Consider the following 23793-nt stretch of genomic DNA (forward strand, 5'->3'; position numbering starts at 1 on the left):
TAATCGCATGGCTAATCGCATAGCTCGCGCTGGAGGAGCATTGGTGCTCGTCTCCGCGCTCGCACTCTCAGCATGCTCCACCGGTGCAGGCACAGACGGTGGCACTGACGCCGCTGACGCGTGCACCCCGTCAGACGGACCCGTAACGCTCAGCTTCACCACATGGCTGCCCGGCATGGAAGACGCCGCAGCAATCTGGAACGAGCAGAACCCCGACATCCAAGTTGAGGTTCAGACGGGACCCAACGGTCTTGGCGGAACGTACAACAACTTCTTCAACCAGATCGAAGCCGGCAACGCGCCCGACCTTGGTCAGATTGAATACGACGCCCTGCCCAACTTCCGCGTACAAGACGGCGTTGTCAACATCGCCTCGTGTGAGGGAGTAATGGACGCTCAGGACGAGTTCATCGACTGGACCTGGAGCCAGGTCACCTTCGGTGAAGAAGACTCGGTCTACGCAATTCCGCAGGACACCGGCCCCGAGGCTCTGTTCTACCGTGCCGACCTGTTCGAAGCCGCTGGCATCGACATCCCCACCACGTGGGACGAATACGCAGAGGCTGCCGCGCAGATTCGTGAAGAGGGTGGCTACATCACCAACTTCTCACAGAGCGACATCAACGCCTTCGCCGGACTCGTCTGGCAGGCAGATGGCCAGTGGTTCGAAAACGACGGCGAAGCCTGGGACGTAACCCTTGACTCGCCCGAGTCGCTCAAGGTTGCTGACTACTGGCAGGGACTGCTTGACGATGACCTCGTTGCCACCCTCCCGGCCTGGACCGACGAGTGGAACAACGGCTACAACTCCGGTGACGTCTGGAGCTGGGTTTCTGCAGTATGGGGTGCAAACTCCATCACGAGTGGTGCACCTGACACCGCAGGCAACTGGGCTGTAGCTCCGATGCCGCAGTGGAACGAAGGCGACTCTGCAGCCGGCAACTGGGGCGGATCGAGCACTGCTGTTCTCAAGGGAAGCGAACACCCCTACGAGGCGGCACAGTTCGCTCTCTGGTTGAACACCGACCCTGAGGCACTCGCCAGCATGAACGCAACGGCGAACATCTACCCCGCAACGAAGACCGGTGGCGACCTGCCGGCCTTCTCCGAAGGTCTCGACTTCTTCGGCGGACAGAACATCTACGACGTCTTCGCCGCTGCCGGCGCAGAAGTTAACCCTGACTTCACGTGGGGCCCGACTATGACGCAGGTGTACACGGATGTTGCTGACGGATTCTCTGGCGCCATCTCTGGCTCAGGCACCCTCACGGATGCGTTGACCACCGGTCAGCAGAAGACAATCGACGCCATGAAGGCTGCCGCGATTGCTGTCAACGAATAACACGAACGACATCGTTCACCTCCGTGCCGCGGGCACCAGCTTCGTGCTGGATGCTCGCGGCACGGGCGTGCCGTCGATCACGCACTGGGGTGCAGACCTCGGAGAACTTGACCACGACCAGCTCGCGGCGCTCGCAGATTCGCGCGAGCGTGCTCTGGGGCCGAGTTCCATCGACGAACCTTTCCGGCTGAGCATCGTTCCCTTGCTCGCCGAGGGCTGGACCGGGTTGCCCGGTCTTGAGGGCCGCCACGATCGGGCTGCCGGAGCAAGCGGTGGGCGTGTGCGTCGGCCGTCTCTGCAGACCGCGAGCATCGAGCATCCGACCCCCGACCGTATCTCGGTCACGCTGGTCGACGACGAGGCCCTCAGCCTCACCATTGACTTTGAACTGTCTGCCGCCGGAGTGCTGCGCAGCCGGTCACGATTGACCAACACCGCCGCCGAGGCTTTCGAGCTTTCATCGTTGGCCACTGTTTTTCCGCTCCCACCGGTTGCGCGCGAGCGACTCGACTTCAGTGGAATTTGGGCGGCAGAACGCCAACCCCAGCGCTCCGCCATCGACTACGGAACCTGGCTGCGCGAGTCGCGCCACGGTCGCCGCGGTCACAACGATTCCTTCCTCACCGTGTCGGGAACACCCGGCTTTGGTTTCCGCCACGGTGAGGTGTGGGCAGTACACGCCGGAACGAGCGGCGATACCCGCGTGTGGATTGATCGCCTTGCGCTCGGCTACACCACAGTAGGCATCGCCGAGCTGCTGGCTCCCGGCGAAGTTCGCCTCGCGACGGGCGACACCCACGAAACTCCGTGGGCCTACGCCGCGTGGTCGGATTCCGGCCTCGACGGGCTGAGCAACCGTTTTCATCACTGGTTCCGCAGCCTCCCCGCGCATCCCTCGACACCGCGCCCGCTCACCCTCAACACGTGGGAGGCCGTGTACTTCGACCACAACTTTGACCAGCTCGCAGCACTTGCGGATGCCGCAGCAGACGTCGGCGTTGAGCGTTTCGTTCTCGACGACGGCTGGATGACCGGCCGCACCGACGACAAGCGCGCGCTCGGCGACTGGACGGTGGATGCCACGTCATGGCCAGAGGGTCTCGCTCCACTCGTTGACCGAGTGACAGCCAGCGGTATGCAATTCGGGTTGTGGGTCGAGCCCGAGATGGTGTCGCTCGACTCCGATCTTGCGCGCGAGCATCCGGAATGGATTCTGCGCGACGACGACCGGCCGCTGCCGAAGTCGTGGCGCAACCAGCACGTGCTCGATCTCGATAACCCTGCTGCGCGTGAGCATGTGCGCGATGCAATTGCGGCGCTGCTCGACGAGTACGCGATCAGCTACCTCAAGTGGGACATGAACCGTGATCTGCTCGGTGGCTCGGTGCACCGCCATGTCGCCGCAACGTATCTCCTCATGGACGAACTGCGCGAGCGTTACCCGCACGTCGAAATTGAGTCCTGCGCTTCGGGTGGGGCCCGAGTGGATGCCGGAGTGCTCGAGCGCGTGCAGCGGGTCTGGCCATCCGACACCAATGATGCGCACGACCGTTTCTCGATCATGCGCTGGACCAACCTGCTCGTGCCGTTCGAGTACCTCGGATCGCATGTTGGCTCGTCGCCCGCGCACACCTCGGGGCGTTCACTGTCTCTGAGCTTCCGGCTCGCGACTGCGCTTATGGGCCACTCGGGCATCGAGTGGGACCTCACCGCCGCGACTCGCGAAGAGCGAGATGCGCTGCGCACGTGGGCGGGCGTCTACCGTTCACTGCGCGGACTCATCCATTCGGGGCGCGTTGTGCGCAGCGAACTCAGCGCCGACCCGATCGTCACCGGAATTGTGGCGGATGACGCTACCGGTTCAACAGCTGATGCCGTGTTCTGGGTGACCAACCTCGTGACCCCCACCGACTCTGTACCCACCGCCCGGCGATTGCCCGGACTTGACCCGCACCGTCTGTACCGCATCACCCCCGTCGATGTGGGTGCGGAAGCGGCAACCTACCCGGGCACTGCGCCAGCGTGGTGGCACGACGGCGAGCTCACGCTGTCGGGCGCAGCGCTCGGGTCGGTTGGTCTCACTCTGCCGATTCTGCATCCTGATGAGGCGCTCGTATTGCGGGTGACTGCGGTCGGCGGAGAAAACGCGAGCGGTGCACTCTAGCCGGTCTAGAGGCGCGGCCTCAGCCTGATCGTGGGCAGTTCCGGGGCGGGCAGCGGATGCCCATCACAGCTGGCCACGGTTCCGAAGCGGCCAGAGGGATTGCCGGCCTCGATCACGTCGGCCTGCCACTGCGCGCGGAACATCACGATCTCGTCGTGACTGCGCCCGATGAAGTTCCACCACATGATGATGGCCTCGCCGAGCGGTTCGCCGCCGAGTAGCAGGAGCCGAGTATCCGTCGCCGCCGTGATCGAGAGTTCGGTGAGGCCGGGAGCGAGATACGCGAGGTGATCTTCGGGCGTCTCGACATCAGCGATGGTCACGTCGCCGGCATCCACGAGCACGCCGTGCTCGAAGGTGGCGTCGAGCGTGAGGGTGATGCTGGTGTCGGCGGGTACGTCGAGCTGCGCGCCGAGAAGCGGGGAGAAGACGCGGGCGGGAGATGAGACGCCGGCGAGTTCTCCGATGAAGACGCTCACGGTCGCGCCCTGATGCTCAAACGGCGTCGGCACGAAGTTCTCGAACGCGGGCGCGGTGTCGCGGTGGGCGTTCGGCAGGGCGACCCAGAGCTGCGCACCATGGAGCAGCGTCGGCTCGGCGGGGGAGACCTCGGAGTGCGAAATGCCGCGCCCGGCCGTCATGAGATTCAACTCTCCGGGCCGCACGGTTGCGAGACTGCCGACGCTATCGCTGTGCTCGATGTCGCCCGCGAAAAGCCAGCTGACGGTTTGCAGGCCGGTATGCGGATGCGGCGGCACGTGCATCCGCGTCGTCTCAGGGCCGTAGTGGTCGACGAAGCACCACCCGCCGATGAGCGAGCGGGACCGCTGCGGCAGCGTGCGCCTCACGTTCATCGCGCGTGGGCCGCCAAGGGGAACCTCGCGAGGCGAGAGCAACTGCACGCCAGTGCCGAGCTCGTTTTCACACAGCACTTCGGCCGGGTTCTTCTCGGTGTTACTCACGGCGGCTCCTGACCTCAGTGAGAGCTAGCGTGCCACAAAAATGACCCCGCGATAAGTGGGGTCGCCGAACGCGACCATCTGGTCGAGCACCGCGATCGAGACGGGCAGATCGTGGGAGTCGACCCAGGTCTCGCCCTGCTCGGCCGTGATCCACGGATCGTTGAGCAGAATGGTGTCGCCCTTCACCGAGTGAGCGACGACCCAGTGCGGGGTCGAGGCATCGTGCATGGGTTCTTCTTCGATCAACAGGATGGCGAGTTCGCCACCGGCAACGCGTTCGCTGATCTGCTGAATCGACAACGGAGCCGTGTGCTGCTGGATGCCGCGGCTCGCCGCTTCGGCCCGCGACTGCTCCTGCAGCTGCTCCCGGAACGTGCGCTCTTCGCCCTCATAGGTCTCGAGCAGTGTCGGTGCGGTCGTGTCGAGGTGCAGTTCGAGACTGATGGCAGAAGCCGACTGGGCGATCACATCGTGCACGGCGACGGCGAGACCGAGGGGTTCGCACGCCGGGAAATTGGTGGCCGAACGCCAGAACGCGAGTTCGCGTTCGCGGGCATCATCGTCTTCGGTGTCGGCAAAGGGCTCAAGGCCGAGGTGGCTGAGCGCTGTCATGGCGGCAACCGCGCCACACGTGAACAGCGTGGTCTGGCCGTAGTAGCGAAGTTGCTCGTGCGGCCAGCCGCCGTGCCAGAGCGCGAAGCCGCGAACGCCCTGCGTGCCGTCGGCCGAGGAGATGGGGGTGCGCAGTTCGGTGAACCCGAAGTTGGCGGCGAAGGCTGGCAGCTCAGCCTCGAGCGGGAGTTGCCATTTGAGGGCGGCGTCTCCACGCTCCGCGGAAGCCGCGATCAGCTCGCCGAGAAGGCTCTGGGCAGCAGCATCGCTGTCGGCCCAGAGATCAACGAGCTTCGTGTAGCGCGTATTCGGGCGACCCGAGGTGAGGGCCGCTGCGCTGCCGGTGGGGGAGGCGAGCATCCATACCCGAGGGCTATAGGGCTCGCGATCGCGCTGCCATTCGGCGGCACGCTCGGTGCCGAGAGCCTCTGCGAGGTGCGTGGGAAGCTCGGCGGGCGCGAGCTGAACAACGGCAGTGCCGATCGTTGCATCAACAGCAGCGGTGGTGGTGTTCGAGGCGGCGGCGTCGGTCGTGTGTGTGGCGGCGGAGTCAGCAGGAGTGGAGGTGTCCACGGGGTCCTTTCGGGGCGAGTCGGGCGCTTGTGGCGCCGAGCTCAGTGAGTGGGTGCTTCGTGAATGGACGCTGCGACGAGCGCCTGAGTGTAGGGATGAGTCGGCGCGTTGAGCACGTCGTGGCACTGACCTGACTCGACGACTTCGCCGTACCGCAGCACGTACACGCGGTCGGCGAGCTGGCGCACCACGGCGAGGTCGTGCGAGATGAACAGGATCGAAAGGCCGAGTTCGACGCGCAGCTTCGCCAGCAGATCGAGAATCTGTTTCTGCACCGACACATCGAGCGCCGACACTGATTCGTCGCAGATCAGCAACTCTGGCTGAACAGCCAGAGCACGGGCAATGGCGACTCGTTGGCGTTGGCCGCCCGACAGCTCTGCTGGTCGCTTACTCGCGAAGTCGGTGGGCAGTTCAACCAACTGCAGCAGGCCATTGAGGTCGGATGCCGGACGACCCGCCACCCTCAACGCCAACTTCAGCGACCGTCCGACACTGATCATCGGGTTGAGCGAGGAGTACGGATCCTGGAACACGATCTGCATCTGCTTCGGCGTGCGTGAAGCGCGGCCGGCGGCGAGGGCGACACCGTCGAACTCGATCACTCCGCTGGTCTCGTGCTCGAGCCCGGCAATGCACCGCGCGATTGTGGTCTTGCCCGAACCGCTCTCGCCGACGATGCCGACGGTCTCGCCGCGGCCCACGGTGACGCTCACACCGTGCAGAACGGTCTTATCGCCGAAGCTCTTGGTGATGTCGGTGGCGGTGACGAGGTCGCCGATTGCTGAGTCGGCGTCTGCTACCGCAGCGGTCATGCCGACACCGGATGCCATACGCACGACCCCGGCCGAGCGATCGGTGAGTGAGGGGTCGGCTTCGATCAGCGCCCGAGTGTAGGGGTGGCTTGGCGCATTGAGCACGGAGCTCGTGACACCGCGCTCCACGATCTCGCCGTGGCGCATGACGAGCACGTGCTCGGCACGTCCGCGCACCATCCCGAGGTCGTGCGAGATGAGAAGGGCAGCCATGCCGCGCTTCTCTTGCAGGCCCCGAAGGAGGTCGAGAATCTCGCCCTGGTTGCTCGCGTCGAGAGCGGTGGTTGGCTCGTCGGCAATGAGCAGTTCGGGGTCGGTGGCGAGGGCCGCCGCGATGGCCACCCGTTGACGCATTCCCCCGGAGAGTTCGTGGGGGTAGGCGCGCGCGACATCCGCGGGCAGGTTCACTTCGGCCAGGCTCTGCGTGATGCGGGCGGTGCGTTCCTCACGGCTGAGGCGGGTCGCGCTCGCGGCATCGATCGTCATCCCGATTTGGGTGCCGCAGCGGTGCACGGGGCTCAGGCTCGTGAACGGATCCTGCAGCAGCAGTGAAATGCGGCGACCTCGGGTCGCACGCCACACGGCATCCGTAGCGGGCAGTTCGATCGTTGCACTCGCAAGCTCGATGGTGCCGCGCGCGGTGAAGCCGGCAGGCAACAGCCCGGCGATGGCTTTGGCTGAGAGCGTCTTGCCGGAGCCCGATTCGCCGATGAGGGCGAGGGTTTCACCTGGCGCAATGGAGAAGTCGAAGGGGGCGACAACAACGCCAGCCGGCCCGTCGATCGTGAGTCCGGTAACGGCCACCTGAGCGGTCGAGTCGATGCCGGGGCCAGTGCCCGAGCCGCTGCTCGATCCGGAGCCCAAGCCGTCACCCGACGCGGGCACGTTTGTCATGCTGGTCTCGGTCATGAGCGTCCCGTTCTGGTCAAGTTTTGGCCGAGCCAGTCGCCCACAAGGTTTGCTGCCGAAGCGACGCCGATGATGAGCAGGGCTGGCACAAGAACCGCTGCCGGGTTGTCGATCATGATGGCGCGACCATCGGTGAGCTGGCGCCCCCAGTCGGCCGTGCCGGGGGCAACGCCGACGCCCAAGAACGACAGCGACGAGAAGGCTACGAGTGCGAACGCCACATTGAGCATCGAGTTGGTGATGATCAGCGACCACACGTTGGGCAGCACCTGCGTGAACATGATGCGGGTCTTGGAGAGCGACAGCATTTGGGCTGCCTCCACGAAGGGGCGCGCGGCCTGCTCCATAACTCCGGCGCGCACAATGCGGATGTCCGAGGGCGAGAACAGCAGGATCAGCAGCAGCACGGTCATCCAATAGCCAGCGCCGAAGACGCCCGCGACGACGATGGCGGCCAGCAGCAGCGGCAGCGAGAACAGCAGGTCGGTCCAGCGGCCAATGATGAAGTCGATCGGTCCACGGAGGTAGCCCGCAACCGTGCCGAGCAGAATGCCGAGCAGCATCGACCCGAGGGCGACACACACCGGACCAACGAGGGCGGATGCCGCTCCCGCGATCGTCAGAGCAAGCACGTCACGACCGAGTTCGTCGGTGCCGAGAAGGTGACCAGGGCTGCCCGGGGGCAGCAACGAATCGAGAATCGACTGGGCTGTGGCATCCGGGGCAATCAGGTTGCCGAAGAGCACTAGGAAGGCGACGACGCCGAGCAGGGCGAGCGACAACCAGACGGCCACCGGATGCCGGCGGCGCGACCGCGGAAGTTTAGCCAGAACGATGGCTTCGGTGCTGCTCACTGAGCACTCTCCTTCGCGCGGATGCGGGGGTCGAGGAAGATGTAGGCAAGGTCGGCCAGCAGGGCGATGATCGCAATTGTCACGGCCACCAGCAGGGTGAGCGCTTGCACGACGGCGATGTCTTTGAACAGCACGGAGCCTTGCAGCAGAGTGCCGAGGCCGGGCAGCGCGAACGTCGTTTCGGCGAGCACGGTGCCGCCGACCAGGAAGGTCAGTACGAGGCTGGCGCCGGTGACGATCGGGATGGCGGCGTTGCGCAGGGCGATCAGATGCACTTGGCGGTCGGGCAGGCCCCGCGCGCGACCAAAGGTCACGTAGTCGCTTTCGAGTTCGCGCAGCATGGCGGTGCGGGTGAGTTTGAGGATGATGGCGCCGAGTCCCAAGGCCAGAGTGATGGCGGGCAGTACGAGGTGCCAGAGGGTGTCGAGGCCACCGTCGCCCGATCCGTAGACCGGAAAGATCGGCAGATAGAACGCGAACGTATAGAGAAGGAGGAGGCCGACGGCAAAGGTGGGGGCGCTGAGGCCGACGATTCCGAAGCCGGTAGCGAAGCGGTCGATCCAGCTTCCCGAACGAACGGCGCTCTGCACTCCGAGCGGAACGGCGACGATCACGGCAAGGAGGAACGCGAGTCCGCTGAGGGCGGCAGTGATGCCCAGGCGCGAGCCGATGACATTCGATACCGAATCTTGCAGCCGAATGGACTGCCCAAAATCTCCGGTGAGGGTGTTGCCCAACCAGATCAGGTACTGCATATACAGCGGCTGATCGAGATTGTATTGCGCACGGATGGCGGCGATGGCTTCCGGCGATGATGCCCGGTTGCCGAGCAGGTTCTTGACGATGTCACCGGGAGCGAGGTGCAGCATCGAGAACACAATGATGGACAGCACCAGCAGGATGCCGATGGTGCCGAGCACGCGCACCACAAGCATGCGGCCCAAGGACCGTGCTTGTGATGCGCGTGCGATCGGGGTGGTTGTCACAAATTATCCAGCCGGAGTGAGCAGGGTCGGCCAGGACGAGATGAACGCGAATGAGCTGTAGCTGCTCATGTCAATGTCGTTCGAGAACGCGGTGGCGGATTGTCCCCACCAGAGCGGAACGCTGATGATGTCTTCTGCCTGCAGCGTTTCGGCCTCGATGAGGAGGTCGATGCGAGCAGAGGGGTCAGTCTCGGCGCCAATGCGCTCGAATAGCGAGAGAACTTCGGGGTTCTCGTAGTTCGAGATGTTGTAGTCGCCGAGCATGTAGGTCGAGACTTCAGCGGGGTCGCCCAGGGTGGAGAAGTACCACATGAGGCCAACGCCGTAGCTGCTGTCTTGTTCGAGGCTCGCGAGCCATTCCTCGATGGGAACTTCGCGCACGTTCAGCGTGATGCCGATCTTGGAGAGGTTCTCGGCGAGCGACTGAGCCGCGGTGCCGAGCTGCGGTCCTGTGGAGGGGAACAGAATGTCGGTCTCGAAGCCATCCGGGTGATCGGAGGCTGCCAGTGCTGCCGCAGCCGCATCAAGGTCAAAGTCGTACTGCGGGATGGTCGCGAGCAGGTCGCGGGCATCATCGGCACTGTAGACACTTCCGAGGGATTCGGGGGTCGCGATGGCAGTAGCTACTTCGCCGTGGCCGCGCAGCAGCTTGTCGACGATCGTGGTGCGGTCAACACTGTGGGCGAAGGCTTCGCGCACCTTCGGGTCGTTGAACGGCTCGAGGGCGGTGTTGAAGTACATGCCGACGTACGAGAGGTCGTTGACGTAGTCGACACGCATGTTGTCGAGGTCTTCCCACTGGGTCGACTGGGCGAGCGGCACGTTGAACGCCACATCGATGTCGCCAGACTGGGCAGCAAGAAGGCGGGTGCCCTCATCCGGGATGAACTTCACGTTGATGTTCTTCACCTCGGGAAGGTCGCCCCACCAGGTGTCAACGCGTTCGAAGTTCACGTGCGAGTCGGGAACAAACTCGGTGACCTTGTACGGGCCCGAGCCCAGAAGCAGGGCGCTGCTGGTACCGACTTCGCCGTTGTTCTCTTCCCAGAACTTTTGCGAAGTGATGAAGGCCGCGCCACCCGTGCTCATGTTGGCGGCGAATGCTGCATCAGGGGCCGAGAGGGTCACGGTGACTTCGAGGTCACCGGTCTTCTCGACGCTCTCCACGCCACCCAAGTAGTACGAGAGGCCGGGCGAGCTGGTCTCGTCGCGCGCCTGCTCGAGGCTGAACACGACGTCGTCGGCGGTCACCGGGGTGCCGTCTTGGAACATCGCATCGTCGCGCAGCTCGTAGACGTAGGTCACGTCATCCGGCTGGTCCCACGATTCGGCGAGGCCGGGCTGCAGGGCACCGTCGGCGTCGATCGAGACAAGACCTTCTTGAGTGATGGAGGCAATGTAGTAGTTGAGGATGCCGCTTTCGGCACCAACATAGAGGCTCGAGAGTGAGCCGGGCAGAGCAACCGTGATGGTGTCGATGTTGCCGTCGCCGGTGGGAGTGCTCGATGTGGCACAGCCCGCGAGCAGCAGGGCCGAGGCGGCGACGGCGACCGTGGAGGCCCGTGCCCCCTTTGCCAGGGTGGAATTAGTAGATCTCATGCGAAGTTCGTGCCTTTCGGTGAGCGTTACAGGAGGTGTAAAGGGAGGGGATGCAAATTTCGCGCGTTGGAGGTGCGAGTGCTGTGACAGTGCCGCGCGGTCACTGTTGGTTTTCCGGGCCACCTCTCGCATGGCCAATAGCCGGAGGGCTACGGCGATGCTTGGAGTGTCGGCTGAGTCGTCGAGAGTGGTCGCATAGATGCGTCGACGAAGTTTGGGCTGCAGCTCGAGGGCCACGACGCCATCGGGCAGGGTCGTGGTGGCGAGAGCAAGTTCGGAGAGAAAGGTGACGCCGATCCCGGATGCCACGAGCGCAAGGGCTGCGCCGGTGGTCGTCACATCGTGCCGCAGCGTGGGCTTCTCGCCGAGGGCGGTCGCGACGGCAACAAGCTGCTCGGTGCAGGTCGCCGGGCCGCCGATCCACGTGAACGGAAGAAGCCCCGCGACACTCGCTGACGCGCCGAGCTGATCGGCGGCGGCTTGAGGCACGATCGCGAGCACGTTTTCGGAGAGCAGGAAGCGCGAGCGCAGTCCCTCCGGGCTTGTGTGCGAGCTCGATGCGATGGTGTGGTCGCTTGCGTAGCGGTAGTCGAGGGCGATATCGGCGCGACCTTCGGCGACGGCGCTGAGGGCGGCATCCGGTGCTGCTTCGCCGAATTCGACGTGGATGCCCGGAAACTCGCGATCGAGGCGAGAGAGTAGCGGTGCGATGATGCTGGCGACGGCGGCGGGGAACGCGGCAAGCCGCACGGCGCCCCGGTCGAGACCGAGGTGCGCGGTGAGGTCGCTTGCGGCGGCGGTAACGGCGGCATCGATGCGGGGCGCGTGGCGGGCAAGCAGGGCGCCGGCTTCGGTGAGTTCCATGCCGCGCGGCGTGCGGGCGACGAGGGCGATGTTCAGCCGAGCTTCGCTGCGCTTGAGGTGCTGGGTGATGGCGGGCTGGCTGAAACCAAGTCGGCGAGCGGCTGCCGAAACGCTACCGGTCTCTTGGATGGCAACGAGGATGCGCAGCATGTGGAGGTCGAGCGCACGCGTCAGTTCGTCGAGGGTGGCGGTGTCGTGCGGTGCGTCCTTCATAACGACACCTTATGGGTAAACAGCACCTGCATAACGTTACAGAATGATTAACTTTGGCTATGGGGCGCGACGCAGCCCTTTCGGGGGCGGGCCGAATCGCGACCGGAAAAGTACTCTTAAATCATGACAAGTTCTCGACGCCTGCCCGCACTCCTCTCGGGCGCCGTAGCTCTTTCCCTCGTTTTGAGCGGTTGCTCACTGATCGAGCAGGCCGTGACCTCAGCAGGGGAGGGGGTAATTGCTCACGCTGCGCTGTCTCGGATGGTTTCAGAGCTGGCGGAACTAGAGGGTGTGAACGAGGCGTCGTACGACTACACGAGCGATTCCGCGTCAAGGAATGTGGGGGACGTCAGCGTGATAGCGACGCCGGAGGTCCACAGCGCCCAGCTGGAGCGAATTGCTGAACAATTTCGCGGGGGCTATACCGGTGTCGAGCAAGCCGCGTTCTTGCCGCGCTTCACACTGGAGCTCGCCGACAATCCGGCCGGAGCTCTAGAGACACAGGGTCTTCCTGAGTCTGCTGAAGCCTTTGTGGCAAATTTTGAGTTCTGGCGAGCGGTGTCCACCGCAGCGGGGACCGAGCTCAGCGTAAACGTGCAGACCGTCGACGGCTTCGGCGGGAATTCACGCTCAGTTTTCGTTCCAGATGAATCAGATTTCGATGCGGCGGCAGACCGTGTCGTGGAAAATTACGCAGCGCTACAACAGCTCGCGAGCGAATCTGAGCCGAACCGCACGAGCTGGTTTGTGGCCGGCATTTATTCGCCAGAGGAACTCGCTCCGCTTGAGTTTGTGGAACTCGTTACCGATCTTCGCGCAGTGATCCCGTTGCGGGATAACTCGAAGGTTGGTGACTCAAGCTTTGGCGACGCGGACTATCCGGAAGGGTTCACGGCCACATGGGCAACCCCCGGAGTGCTTGACGGGATCTCCGAGATTTCTGTTTCGAGCAACGAGTATTCCGATGAGGCGTGGCAGAAGGCACTTGCAGCTGCGACTCGCACTGGGCAGTTCGAGAACGTCAACTTTCTCTTTCGCGCGGGCGACCGCGGCTTCAGCTTCCATACCTCCGCGTGTAGCGGATTAGTGGAGGCTGCTGCCAACGACGACATTTTCTTCCAGGCTGTTTCCTCCTCCGGAGCACAGCTTGCTCTCGGCGCTGGCCCCGGCGTGTGCTTCCCCGAGCAGTGACGCCGATAGCGGTCCGGGGTGGCTTCGCGACGGCAAAAGAAGAGGATGAGCATTGAGTTTTCAGCGGCGGATTGTGAGCGCACTGGCGGCGCTGTCGTTACTTGTTCCCGCGCTGGCGGGGTGCTCGTTCATGAACGATGACGCAACCGATCTTGACAGTGCCGGGCTGGTCGCGTCGTACGAGGAGTTCCTTGCCGAGAGTGCCACTCAACTAAGGGAAATTGAGGGCATCGGGGAAGTCTCGCAAGCCCCGATCTCGGGTGCGTTGTGGGATAGCTCCGTCATGATCGATGTCGAGGTGAGCGAGGAGTTCGCTGAGGCCCAAACGGTTGCCGTCGTCGAAACGCTGCGCCGGGTATCCGACAGCTATCCCTTGTACGGCATCCCGGTAGCGTTCACGATTCGGGTGGCGGGAGAATCCAGCGGTCGTTTTCGGGTGGCCGGCCTCGGACTTCACCCAGACTTCGTCATCAGCAACTTCAACTATTGGCGAGCGCTCGAGCAAGCGCTCGGCGCTGAGCTGACGATGGTGCTGTTAACCGACGACTACGACGAGGTTTCGTACGCGCGAATCATAGGCCCAGGCAACGGCGCGGTCTCGCGAGAAGCTATCGCTCAGGTGGTGATCAATTATGACGCGCTCGCGACAGTGTCTTCGGCACAGGGCAGCGGTGGCACCGGCGTGGCTGCAGCGCAGGGTAACGAGTACGAGACGTGGGCGCTCCCAGGGCTCAATGCCTCTGGCCACCTACCGCCGAGGGATGTCATCGAACTCGTTGCCGCTCTCGGCCGCTCTTTTCCGTTGCAAGAGAATGCGTGGCTCGGCCTCGACTACGACTACGACTATCCGGCCGCTCTCGCCGCGGCTGGCGCGCTGGTGCAGTGGACGGACAACGAAGCTGCACTGCACGGCCGAGAGGTAGCAGTCAACAGCGCTGAGTACCGCGATGACGAGTGGCCGGCAATCGTCGCCGCTGCCGCAGATGCTGCCCAGGTCGCGGGCTTTGACTTCGGCTACGTGTCGCCCGAACGCGAGTTCCGTTTTCACACTTCCCCCTGCGAGGGCACGATCGAGCAGACAGCCGACGACGAACTGCTCTTCGCTACGCTGCGTGAAGATGGTGTCGCCTCGCTCGAAAGGCTAGCGCCGGGGCGCTGTGTCCCCGAGTATCCTCAGTCGTGGGGTGGCGGTTCTGCGTCCGGCGACGGGTCGTGACGTTTGTGTCTCCCAGCAGTAACCCAGCACAGTCACGCCTAGGGCGAACAGCGGACTATTTCGCGATTTCTCTGGTTAGTCTCTTTACATCGGTACCGAATCTGTAGCGGTATCTAAGGAGTGAAGAGATGTTTGAGAGATTTACCGACCGCGCCCGTCGTGTAGTCGTTTTGGCCCAAGAAGAGGCCAAGATGCTCAACCACAACTACATCGGCACAGAGCACATTTTGCTTGGCCTCATCCACGAGGGTGAAGGCGTTGCCGCAAAGGCGCTTGAGTCTTTGGGTATTTCGCTCGACTCCGTGCGCGAGCAAGTGCAAGACATTATTGGTCAGGGTCAGCAGCAGCCGACCGGCCACATCCCCTTTACGCCGCGTGCCAAGAAGGTACTTGAGCTGAGCCTGCGCGAAGCGCTGCAGCTCGGTCACAATTACATCGGCACCGAGCACATCCTCTTGGGTCTCATCCGCGAGGGTGAAGGCGTTGCCGCTCAGGTTCTCGTGAAGCTTGGCGCTGACCTCAACAAGGTTCGCCAGCAGGTCATCCAGCTCCTCGGTAGCTTCCAGGGCAAGGAAGCCGTTGCCGTTGGTGGCAACGAATCTGCGCCCGACAAGGGATCGCAGGTTCTTGACCAGTTCGGCCGCAACCTCACTCAGGCGGCTCGCGATGGCAAGCTCGACCCCGTCATCGGTCGCGAGAAGGAGATGGAACGCGTTATGCAGATCCTCTCCCGCCGCACCAAGAACAACCCCGTGCTCATCGGTGAACCCGGTGTCGGTAAGACGGCTGTTGTTGAAGGCCTCGCCAACGCGATCGTTGCTGGCGACGTTCCCGAGACGCTGAAAGACAAGCAGCTCTACTCGCTCGACCTCGGAAGCCTCATCGCTGGCAGCCGTTACCGCGGTGACTTCGAAGAGCGCCTCAAGAAGGTCACCAAGGAGATCCGCACCCGCGGCGACATCATCGTCTTCATCGACGAGATCCACAGCCTCGTGGGTGCCGGTGCTGCTGAAGGTGCCATCGACGCAGCATCCATCCTCAAGCCGCTCCTGGCTCGTGGCGAGCTCCAGACCATTGGTGCAACGACCCTCGACGAATACCGCAAGCACTTTGAGAAGGATGCCGCGCTTGAGCGCCGCTTCCAGTCCGTGCAGGTGCACGAACCTAACCTTCCGCACACCATCAACATCCTTAAGGGACTGCGCGACAAGTACGAGTCGTTCCACAAGGTATCCATCACCGACGGTGCCATTGTTGCCGCAGCAAACCTCGCCGACCGTTACGTCGCCGACCGCTTCCTGCCCGACAAGGCCATCGACTTGCTCGACGAAGCCGGCGCACGCCTGCGTCTGTCGATCCTGTCGGCACCTCCTGAGCTGCGCGAATTCGACGACAAGATCGCCGACGTTCGCTCGCGCAAGGAAGGCGCCATCGAAGACCAAGACTTCGAGAAGGCTGCAAGCCTGCGCGACGAAGAGAAGAAGCTGCTCGGAGAGCGCCTGCGCCTCGAGAAGCAGTGGAAGTCGGGCGACGTCGGCGCGAGCGGAATCGTGGATGAAGGTCTGATTGCCGAAGTTCTGGCAGCAGCAACTGGCATCCCCGTCTTCAAGCTCACCGAAGAAGAGTCCAGCCGCCTTATCTTCATGGAGAAGGCACTCCACATGCGCGTCATTGGTCAAGAGGAAGCCGTTTCGGTTCTCTCCAAGACCATCCGTCGCACGCGTGCAGGCCTCAAGGACCCCAACCGTCCGAGTGGTTCGTTCATTTTTGCCGGTCCGACCGGTGTAGGAAAGACCGAGCTTGCCAAGGCGCTCGCAGAGTTCCTCTTTGATGACGAGAACGCCCTCATTTCGCTCGACATGAGTGAGTACGGCGAAAAGCACACCGTGTCGCGCCTGTTTGGTGCCCCTCCCGGATTCGTAGGATTCGAAGAGGGTGGCCAGCTCACCGAGAAGGTGCGCCGCAAGCCGTTCAGCGTTGTGCTCTTCGACGAAATCGAGAAGGCTCACCCCGACATCTTCAACTCGCTCTTGCAAATCCTCGAAGAGGGTCGCTTGACCGACGGCCAGGGTCGCGTGGTGGACTTCAAGAACACCGTCATCATCATGACCACCAACTTGGGTACCAAGGACATCACCGCTGGTCCCATGGGCTTCCAGGTGGAAGGTGACTCGGCAACGAGCTACGACCGCATGCGCGGCAAGGTTGTTGAAGAACTCAAGAAGCACTTCAAGCCTGAGTTCCTCAACCGTGTCGATGAGACGATCGTCTTCCCGCAGCTCAACAAGCCTGAATTGCTGCAGATCGTTGACCTCTTCATCAAGCGTCTCTCTGAGCGCATGATGGATCGCGACCTCACCGTCGAGATCACTGCCCCCGCCAAGGAGCGCCTCATCGAAGTCGGGTTCGACCCCGCCCTCGGTGCTCGACCGCTTCGCCGCGCAGTGCAGCACGAAGTGGAAGACGCTCTCAGCGAGAAGATCCTCCACGGCGAGCTCAACGCTGGTGACCACGTGCACGTTGACTTCGTTGACAACAAGTTCGTGTTCGTCACGAGCCGCCAGCCCGGTCTCCCCGAAAAGGAGCCGGCTGAGGTCGAGGCCTAAACCTCACCGCAGACGACAAGTGGCTGGGCTGCACCTCACGGTGTCGGCTCAGCTACTTCGTCGTTAACGCGCAGGCATGACGTGGCAGACAGCCTCCAGCAGACGGCCAGCGGATGTTCGGCGAAACCCGCACGCGAGTGCGGGGTGTGCGCGGCCCTGAGCGGTAGCGTTAGCGCGTGACCACATTCACCATCCGCCCGGCTACGACATCCGACGTACGGGTCATCCAGAGGCTCGTGGAGCCGCTCGTTAACCAGCGCATCCTGCTCGGCAAGGATCTCGTGGTGTTCTACGAAGCGGTGCAAGAGTTTCGCGTTGCGGTGTCGCCGCAGGGCGAGGTCATCGGATGCGGTGCTCTGCACGTGATGTGGCACGACTTGGCCGAGGTGCGAACGCTTGCTGTCGCCTCCGAATGGTTGGGCGCCGGTGTCGGTCATGCGTTGCTCGACCAGATCGAGCACGACGCCAAGATGCTCGGCCTTGAACGCCTGTTTTGTCTCACGTTTGAGACCGCGTTCTTTGCCCGGCACGGCTTCGAGCCCGTCGAGGAAGATCTCGTCGATCCCACGGTGTTTGCGCAGTTGGCGCTCTCGCCCGACGAAGGTATTGCCGAATTCCTTGATCTTTCCCGTGTAAAACCCAATACCCTCGGCAACACGCGCATGCTGAAGCGTCTTTAGCGGCCCCAGACGTTTAGCCTTGCGGTATGTCGACGTTCAAGAATCCTGTCGGCCCGCAGTCAAGCAGCGTCTACTGGCGCCGGCGCTTGATCGTCGGGCTAGGGCTCCTTGCCGTGATCGCCATCATCTTGCTGATCATCTTCGGCCCTAAGGCGTCGTCGGATACCGCAACCACCTCGCCGTCGGCATCGGAAACGGATCCCTCGGCCGCGGAATCCAGCACGCCCGCGGCCACTGATGCCTCTGGTTCGGTCATCTGCGATCCGGCCAAGCTCACGCTCGAAGCAATCACTGATGATTCGAGTTACAGCGAGGACCAGAACCCGCAGCTGTCATTCTCAATCAAGAGCACCATGACAGAACCGTGCGTTATTGAAGCCGGGAGTGACATTCAAGAGTTCGTCATAACGAGCGGTAGCGACGAAATTTGGAACTCGCAGCACTGTCAGACCGAAGGGGAGCCGGCCACCATTACGTTGCAGCCTGGCGTCTCCGTGCAATCGAGCTCGATTGAGTGGGACCGCACCCGATCGGCCACAGACACTTGTGAGTCCGACCGCCCCGTTGTCACTGCGGACGGTGCCAGCTATCACCTCGAGGTCTCTGTTGGCGACATCACGTCAGAGAGCACCAAACAGTTCATTTTGAACTAACCCGGATTGGTCATGGATTCTTCATCCTCCTCGGCACAGAGTGCCGAATTCAGTTCCCCTTTGCTCGCTCAAGCTCTTGAGGCTGGCGACCCCGTAGCGGTGGCTCTGGCGCTGCGCAATGACCGAGTCATGGTGCCTTTGCTGACGGATGCCGACGGCGACGACGCCGCCCCGAACGAGAACGAAGCGCAAGTGCGCGTCTTCCGCCGCGGCGAAGCAGATAAGTACATGCTCTTGCTGTTCTCGTCGGTTGACGCCTACGTTGCCATGCTGCCCGAGGAGACTGACCATCAGGTTGTCGCGTATCGCGCGGAGGACTTGCGTGCGTTCCTCGAGACCAATCGTGGCGTTCTGGAGTCGGTCTGGTTCGACGTTGCAGGCCCCCACACGATGCAAGCATCGCCCGATGACATCTTGGATGCCCTCACTCTTTCCTAACTGAGCCGCTCGCCGAGGTGTTTTCCACAGATATTCGCGGTTCTGGAGGAATCACGCTTCTGACCCAGTTCAGGGGACAAAAGGTCGAAAATAGACCATTTAAGGCCAATTTCGGCACTCTTTAGGGTTACATCCAGACTCGCACCAGCATCAATGTTATAAACAGGCCTTTCTATCCCCTCTCTGTGACGGTTACTCTGTTCAACGTGGAAGACAACAGTTTCGGTGTGCCAGCGGGATGGTACCCAGACCCTCTGGGGTTGCCCCAGTTGCGCTGGTGGGATGCCCAAGCCTGGACTGAGCACACCTCAGATGCACGTGCCCCTATCGTTGTGCAGCCGGCTACCAAGCTGGCGTTCGCCGACGATGACTATGACGACGATGTAGATGAGCTTCCGTCGCGACGCGAACAGCGCGATCGCGAACGCTACGACTCGAGTGACTACCTCACGACCGAGACTCGTAGCGAGCCGGAGCCGGAGACAGCACCCGTTCACGATGAGCTGAGCGCTCAGCCGCTTCTCGCGATGACGTTGCGTGAACTCGAAGCGCCCGTAGACGACGCGCAGCAGGCCGATGAGCCGATGCTGCTGCCGAAGTCGGCTAATGCCCACGCGAACACGATGCCTGGTGCATCCACCCTCAGCGCTTTTGCCGAAGAAGAAGCAGCGCCTGAGCGCGAGATTCGTCAACACCGCACGTACAACGCGGCTGTCTGGCTCATCGCGATCCTTCCGCTTATTCAACTTCTGACCAGCATGTTCCTGATTGCGGGCGCGGGCCTCGGCGCCAACTTGCCGCTGCTGCTCGTCGTCTGGATCGCTCCTTACTTGGTCGTTTTGGGCCTCGCCGCTTACGACAACCTGCTTCTGCAGGTGTGGGGCCACGAGGAGCCAGCAAACGCTGCATGGGCATTCTTGACCGCACCGGTTTACTTGGTGGTTCGCGGTCTGCGCACCATGAAGGAGACAGGCAAGGGCATCGCGCCGATCGCCACGTGGGCCGGCTCGATCGTGTCTCTGGTTATCGGAATGTTGATCCTTCCTGGTCTCCTAATCTCCTTGATTCCGCAGACGTTCAGCAACCAGATCGAAAATTCGATTCAGGCTCAAGCTGCGACTCTCGGCGCAAACATCGAACTTTCGTGCCCCGCAACGCCGCCGGTTCTCATGGGGGACACCTTCACGTGTCGCGCAGTGAAGCCCGCGACCGGCGAGAGCGACTCGATTCTGGTCAGCTTGCAGCGTGAGAACGGCTGGATCAGCTGGCGCGTAGAGGACTGGGGTCTCTGGACCCTGTTCGGCTAGCCAACAGTTCAGCACCTAGCGTCGCAACGGCGGCTCATCCTCGGATGAGCCGCCGTTGCTGCGTGCTGGGGGAGTGGCGTGAATGGTCTTCTTAGAACTCGGGGATCTGCACGCGCTCGTCGGTCGCGCCGGCAAAGGCCAGACGGAGCGCTTCGCGAACATGGGCTGCGTCGGCATCGATCACGGTGTCGAAACCGAGCCGGGAAGCTTCGGCCAGACGCTGCTTCGCCGATGATGCCGGCCGAATCTCGCCTGCCAGGCTGATCTCGCCGACGACGGCCATCGTGGCGGAGAACGCTTTGTCTTTGTAAGCACTGGCGATAGCAAGGGCAATCGCGAGGTCGGCCCCGGGTTCGGTGACGCGGATGCCGCCCACCGTCGACACATAGACATCGAATGTCGACAGCGGAATCCCCGCTCGCCGCTCAAGCACCGCGAGCAGCATCGCGACACGGGAGGCATCGACACCGTTGACGACGCGGCGCGGTTGCGGGGCCTGGGACTTGACGATGAGGGCCTGCACCTCCACGGGGAGAGCACGTCTGCCCTCGAGAGCGATGGTGACGCACGTGCCGCTGACGGGTTGGCGGGCGTGGGAGAGAAAGAGGCCGCTGGGGTCGGTGACTTCGGCGATGCCTTCACCGGTCATCTCGAAGCAACCGACTTCTTCAGTGGAGCCAAAACGGTTCTTGTGGGCGCGGACAAAGCGCAGCGCCGTCTGGCGGTCGCCTTCGAACTGGAGCACGACATCCACGAGGTGTTCGAGCAGGCGTGGACCCGCAATGGTGCCGTCTTTAGTGACGTGACCCACAAGGAGGATGGGCAGGTTCTGGTCTTTGCTTACCCTGATGAGCGTGGACGCGACTTCGCGCACTTGCGATGGCCCGCCCGCGATGCCCTCGGTCGCGGCAGAGGCAACAGTTTGCACGGAGTCGACGATCACGAGTTGGGGCTTGACGTGATCGATCTGACCGAGGATCGTGCCGAGATCGGTTTCGGCGGCCAAGAATAGCGATGGGTGCAGGGCGTTGGTGCGTTCGGCGCGCAAGCGGACTTGGCTTACCGACTCTTCGGCCGTGACATACAGAACACGCTGACCGGATGCCGCGGCCCGCGATGCCACTTCAAGTAGCAGCGTTGACTTGCCGACGCCGGGTTCGCCGCTCAACAGAATGGCAGCGCCCGGCACGACGCCACCGCCGAGCACGCGGTCGAACTCGGCGATGCCGCTCGGCCAGTGGGCGACGGACTCGGCACCGATCTCGGTGATGGAGCGCGCGCCGCGAGTCTCGGAGACAGCGACGGTCGTGACGCGCTTGGTGATGCCGGTAGCTGCGCCAGCATCGGTCACGGTGCCCCACTGCTGGCATTCGCCGCAGCGGCCCACCCATTTGATGCTCGTCCAGCCGCACTCAGTGCAGCGAAAATTACTTACAGCTCGGGCCATGTTTCAACCCTAGGCGGCACGACCGACACTGCTAGGCGAGAGTGAGGAACAGCTTCTCGATGTCAGCGTGAGACATTCCGTCGTGGCTGCCTTCGCCATCCGCATCGTCCGTTGAACATGATTGCAGGGCGTTGGCGATGATCATGAAACCGGCGCGATCGAGTGCCTTGCTCACGGCGGCGAGTTGAGTGACAACGTCTTTGCAATTCGACTCGGCTCCCATCGACTGGATGAGGGCGTGCAGCTGACCTTCGGCGCGCTTGAGGCGGTTCATGACCTTGCGCATCGCTTCGGGGTCGTGCCCGGCATCCGCTACGGCAGCGACTTCAGTGGCAGCCATCGTTAGTTGTCTTTCGAGACGGGCAGGCCAGCGTTGCGCCACGCGGAGGTGCCGCCCTCGACGTTGACGGCGTCGAAGCCTTGAGTGTTGAGCCATTCGACAGCCTGCGCGCTGCGTCCACCGCTTTCGCAGATGACATAGACGGTCTCATCACGGTCGAGTTCTTCGACGCGAGCAACGAGTTCTCCGAGCGGAATACTCGCGGCTGCCGGCGCATGCCCCGAAACGTATTCAAAGGGTTCACGCACGTCAATGACGACGGGGTTGGCCAGTTCGGACAGGGCCTGGGTGGTAATGGTGTTCATTGTTGGTTCCTTTGTGAGTGGGAGATGAGTTGATCAGGAATCCGCGACCTAGGCGGTCGCGGCGAGCCACGTGCGGTAGCCGCCATCGAGGTTGACGGCGTCGATTCCGTGCTGGGTGAGGATGCGCACGGCGGTGTGGCCGCGCTGTCCGACCTGGCAGTGCACGATCACGCGGCGGTCATCGAGTTCACCGAAGCGACTGCGCAAATCGTCGAGCGGGATGTTGACGGCGTGCGGGATGGCACCGAGCGCGAACTCGGCGGGGGTGCGAACATCCACTAGCAGGGTGCCAGCCTCAAGCTCGGCGTCAATCTCGTGCCACTGAATGGAAGCGCTGAGGTCGTCCCGCAGGTTTTTGGCGACGTAACCGAGGTGGTTGATCGGGTCTTTGGCTGAGCCATACTGCGGCGCATAGGCGAGTTCGAGGTCGGCGAGAGCACTCGCAGTGAGGCCGACGCTCGTGGCGGTGGCGAGCACATCCATCCGCTTATCGACACCCTCGCGTCCGACAGCTTGGGCGCCGAGGATGAGATCGGTGGCGGCGTCGACGATGAGCTTGAGCGACAGCGACTGGGCGCCGGGGTAGTAGCCCGCGTGAGAAACCGGGTGGGTGTGAATCACGCGAATGTCGCGACCGGCAGCACGCAGCGCGCGCTCGGTCGAACCGAGGCTGGCGGCAGTGAGATCAAAAACGCCGACGATGGCGGTGCCGAGTGCGGGCTTCGAGTGCACCTCATCCCCGGCGAGCGTGTCGGCAAGGTAGCGGCCGTCACGGTTGGCTGGCCCGGCGAGCGAAACGAGTTCGTGCTCGCCCGTGATGGCCCCGACCTTCTCGGCGACATCGCCGATCGCATAGATGTGGGGTGCGCTGGTCTGATACCCAGCGCTGACTCGGATGCCGCCGGTTGGCCCCGTAGCGAGGCCAGCGTGCACGGCGAGCCCGTTGTCGGGTCGCACCCCAACAGCCGCGACGACGAGGTCTGCGGCGACGCTGGAGCCATCACTGAGCTGGACGGAGGTGTCATCCATCGCGGTCGCTTCCGTGCCGAGATGGAGGGCGACACCGTTCTCGCGAAGGTGGGCTTCGATCGGGGTAACCATTTCGGAATCAAAGGTGCCGAGCACATGGGCGGGACGCTGCACAAGCGTGACGCTGAGGCCACGCTTGGCGAGGTTCTCCGCCATTTCGATGCCGATGTAGCCGGCACCCAAAACGACGACGTTCGCGCTCGCCGGGTCGAGGGCGTCGAGGGAGGACTGGAGCAGGTCGACGTCTTCGATGTTGCGCAGCACGAGCATCCGCTCGCTGCCGGCGATAGCAGGGATGACTGCGCTCGCGCCCGTGGCAATGACGAGCTCGTCGAAGCTTTCGGTGCTGATGGTGTCATCGACGTGGTTGTGCACGGTGATGCTGCGTTGGGTCGGGTCGATCGCGGTGACGTTGTGGTTGACGCGAACGTCGAGACCGAAACGGCTGCCGAGGCCTGCGGGGGTCTGCAGCAGCAGCTCGTCGCGGTCGGTGATGACACCGCCCAGATAGTAGGCAAGGCCACAGTTGGCGAACGACACGTGACCGCTGCGTTCGAAGATGATGATCTCGGCGTGTTCATCGCGACGGCGCATGCGGGTGGCGAAGGACATTCCGGCGGCGACTCCGCCGATAACGAGGATGCGGCGTGTGCGGTGCGTGGGGGAAGTGCTCATCAACCAAGCATAC

General features: G+C 63.1%; 19 protein-coding genes. 9 read left to right on the forward strand and 10 right to left on the reverse strand.

Annotation, left to right across the window (positions count from 1 at the left end; translation table 11 throughout):
* Positions 1 to 7 precede the first annotated feature (7 nt).
* The gene (locus I6E74_RS03125) at positions 8 to 1342 is read left to right on the forward strand and encodes an ABC transporter substrate-binding protein (protein WP_197122901.1); all 1335 of its coding nucleotides are present in this window, start codon (positions 8 to 10) and stop codon (positions 1340 to 1342) included.
* Positions 1326 to 3506, forward strand: coding sequence for an alpha-galactosidase (locus tag I6E74_RS03130; protein WP_197122903.1), 2181 nt, complete (start codon positions 1326 to 1328; stop codon positions 3504 to 3506). Before I6E74_RS03125 ends, I6E74_RS03130 begins: the two co-directional genes overlap by 17 nt.
* Before the next feature lie 5 nt (positions 3507 to 3511).
* On the opposite strand, the gene I6E74_RS03135 is transcribed toward I6E74_RS03130, so the two are convergent.
* From I6E74_RS03135 to I6E74_RS03160, 6 genes are read right to left on the reverse strand one after another with little or no spacing between them, the layout of a single operon-like run.
* Positions 3512 to 4468: a pirin family protein gene (locus I6E74_RS03135; RefSeq protein ID WP_197122905.1), complete on the reverse strand. Its 957-nt coding sequence runs from the start codon at positions 4466 to 4468 to the stop codon at positions 3512 to 3514.
* A 24-nt stretch (positions 4469 to 4492) separates the two neighbouring features.
* Positions 4493 to 5653: a peptidase C39 family protein gene (locus I6E74_RS14535; RefSeq protein WP_307784365.1), complete on the reverse strand. Its 1161-nt coding sequence runs from the start codon at positions 5651 to 5653 to the stop codon at positions 4493 to 4495.
* Between the two features lie 41 nt (positions 5654 to 5694).
* Positions 5695 to 7377 carry an ABC transporter ATP-binding protein gene (locus tag I6E74_RS03145; RefSeq protein ID WP_231604458.1) on the reverse strand — a complete coding sequence of 561 codons (1683 nt, stop codon included), beginning with the start codon at positions 7375 to 7377 and terminating at the stop codon, positions 5695 to 5697.
* Positions 7374 to 8231, reverse strand: coding sequence for an ABC transporter permease (locus I6E74_RS03150; protein ID WP_197122907.1), 858 nt, complete (start codon positions 8229 to 8231; stop codon positions 7374 to 7376). Before I6E74_RS03150 ends, I6E74_RS03145 begins: the two co-directional genes overlap by 4 nt.
* Entirely contained in the window at positions 8228 to 9217 is a 990-nt protein-coding gene (locus I6E74_RS03155; RefSeq protein WP_197122909.1) for an ABC transporter permease, read from the reverse strand. The genes I6E74_RS03150 and I6E74_RS03155 overlap by 4 nt, the downstream gene beginning before the upstream one ends.
* Positions 9218 to 9220: 3 nt before the next feature.
* Positions 9221 to 11893, reverse strand: coding sequence for an ABC transporter substrate-binding protein (locus I6E74_RS03160; protein WP_197122911.1), 2673 nt, complete (start codon positions 11891 to 11893; stop codon positions 9221 to 9223).
* A gap of 123 nt (positions 11894 to 12016) precedes the next feature.
* Here I6E74_RS03160 and I6E74_RS03165 point away from each other — a divergent pair, with 123 nt between their 5' ends.
* From I6E74_RS03165 to I6E74_RS03195, 7 genes are all read left to right on the forward strand, one after another.
* Positions 12017 to 13084: a hypothetical protein gene (locus I6E74_RS03165; RefSeq protein WP_197122913.1), complete on the forward strand. Its 1068-nt coding sequence runs from the start codon at positions 12017 to 12019 to the stop codon at positions 13082 to 13084.
* A gap of 130 nt (positions 13085 to 13214) precedes the next feature.
* The gene (locus I6E74_RS03170; RefSeq protein WP_197122915.1) at positions 13215 to 14300 is read left to right on the forward strand and encodes a hypothetical protein; all 1086 of its coding nucleotides are present in this window, start codon (positions 13215 to 13217) and stop codon (positions 14298 to 14300) included.
* A 128-nt stretch (positions 14301 to 14428) separates the two neighbouring features.
* The gene (locus tag I6E74_RS03175; RefSeq protein WP_197122917.1) at positions 14429 to 16906 is read left to right on the forward strand and encodes an ATP-dependent Clp protease ATP-binding subunit; all 2478 of its coding nucleotides are present in this window, start codon (positions 14429 to 14431) and stop codon (positions 16904 to 16906) included.
* Between the two features lie 176 nt (positions 16907 to 17082).
* Positions 17083 to 17586 (forward strand): amino-acid N-acetyltransferase, encoded by a 504-nt coding sequence (locus I6E74_RS03180; RefSeq protein ID WP_197122919.1) that lies wholly within the window; start codon positions 17083 to 17085, stop codon positions 17584 to 17586.
* A gap of 26 nt (positions 17587 to 17612) precedes the next feature.
* Positions 17613 to 18239: a hypothetical protein gene (locus tag I6E74_RS03185; RefSeq protein ID WP_231601112.1), complete on the forward strand. Its 627-nt coding sequence runs from the start codon at positions 17613 to 17615 to the stop codon at positions 18237 to 18239.
* 12 nt (positions 18240 to 18251) lie between these two features.
* A complete protein-coding gene (locus I6E74_RS03190) occupies positions 18252 to 18677 on the forward strand; it encodes an SseB family protein (RefSeq protein ID WP_197122921.1) in 426 nt (141 codons plus the stop codon).
* Positions 18678 to 18862: 185 nt separating this feature from the next.
* Positions 18863 to 19984 carry a DUF2510 domain-containing protein gene (locus I6E74_RS03195; RefSeq protein WP_307784366.1) on the forward strand — a complete coding sequence of 374 codons (1122 nt, stop codon included), beginning with the start codon at positions 18863 to 18865 and terminating at the stop codon, positions 19982 to 19984.
* 91 nt (positions 19985 to 20075) lie between these two features.
* Here the strand turns inward: I6E74_RS03195 and radA are convergent, their stop codons facing one another.
* Genes radA through I6E74_RS03215 form a run of 4 tightly spaced genes read right to left on the reverse strand, consistent with a single transcriptional unit; the run spans position 20076 to position 23780 of the window.
* Positions 20076 to 21431 (reverse strand): DNA repair protein RadA, encoded by a 1356-nt coding sequence (gene radA, locus I6E74_RS03200; RefSeq protein WP_197122923.1) that lies wholly within the window; start codon positions 21429 to 21431, stop codon positions 20076 to 20078.
* A gap of 31 nt (positions 21432 to 21462) precedes the next feature.
* Positions 21463 to 21771 (reverse strand): metal-sensitive transcriptional regulator, encoded by a 309-nt coding sequence (locus I6E74_RS03205; RefSeq protein ID WP_197122925.1) that lies wholly within the window; start codon positions 21769 to 21771, stop codon positions 21463 to 21465.
* A gap of 2 nt (positions 21772 to 21773) precedes the next feature.
* On the reverse strand, positions 21774 to 22076 hold the full coding sequence (locus I6E74_RS03210; protein WP_197122927.1) for a rhodanese-like domain-containing protein: 303 nt from the start codon (positions 22074 to 22076) through the stop codon (positions 21774 to 21776).
* A 48-nt stretch (positions 22077 to 22124) separates the two neighbouring features.
* A complete protein-coding gene (locus I6E74_RS03215; RefSeq protein WP_197122929.1) occupies positions 22125 to 23780 on the reverse strand; it encodes an FAD-dependent oxidoreductase in 1656 nt (551 codons plus the stop codon).
* Positions 23781 to 23793 lie beyond the last annotated feature (13 nt).

Source organism: Salinibacterium sp. SWN139 (assembly GCF_015864625.1).
Classification (GTDB): Bacteria; Actinomycetota; Actinomycetes; order Actinomycetales; family Microbacteriaceae; genus Rhodoglobus.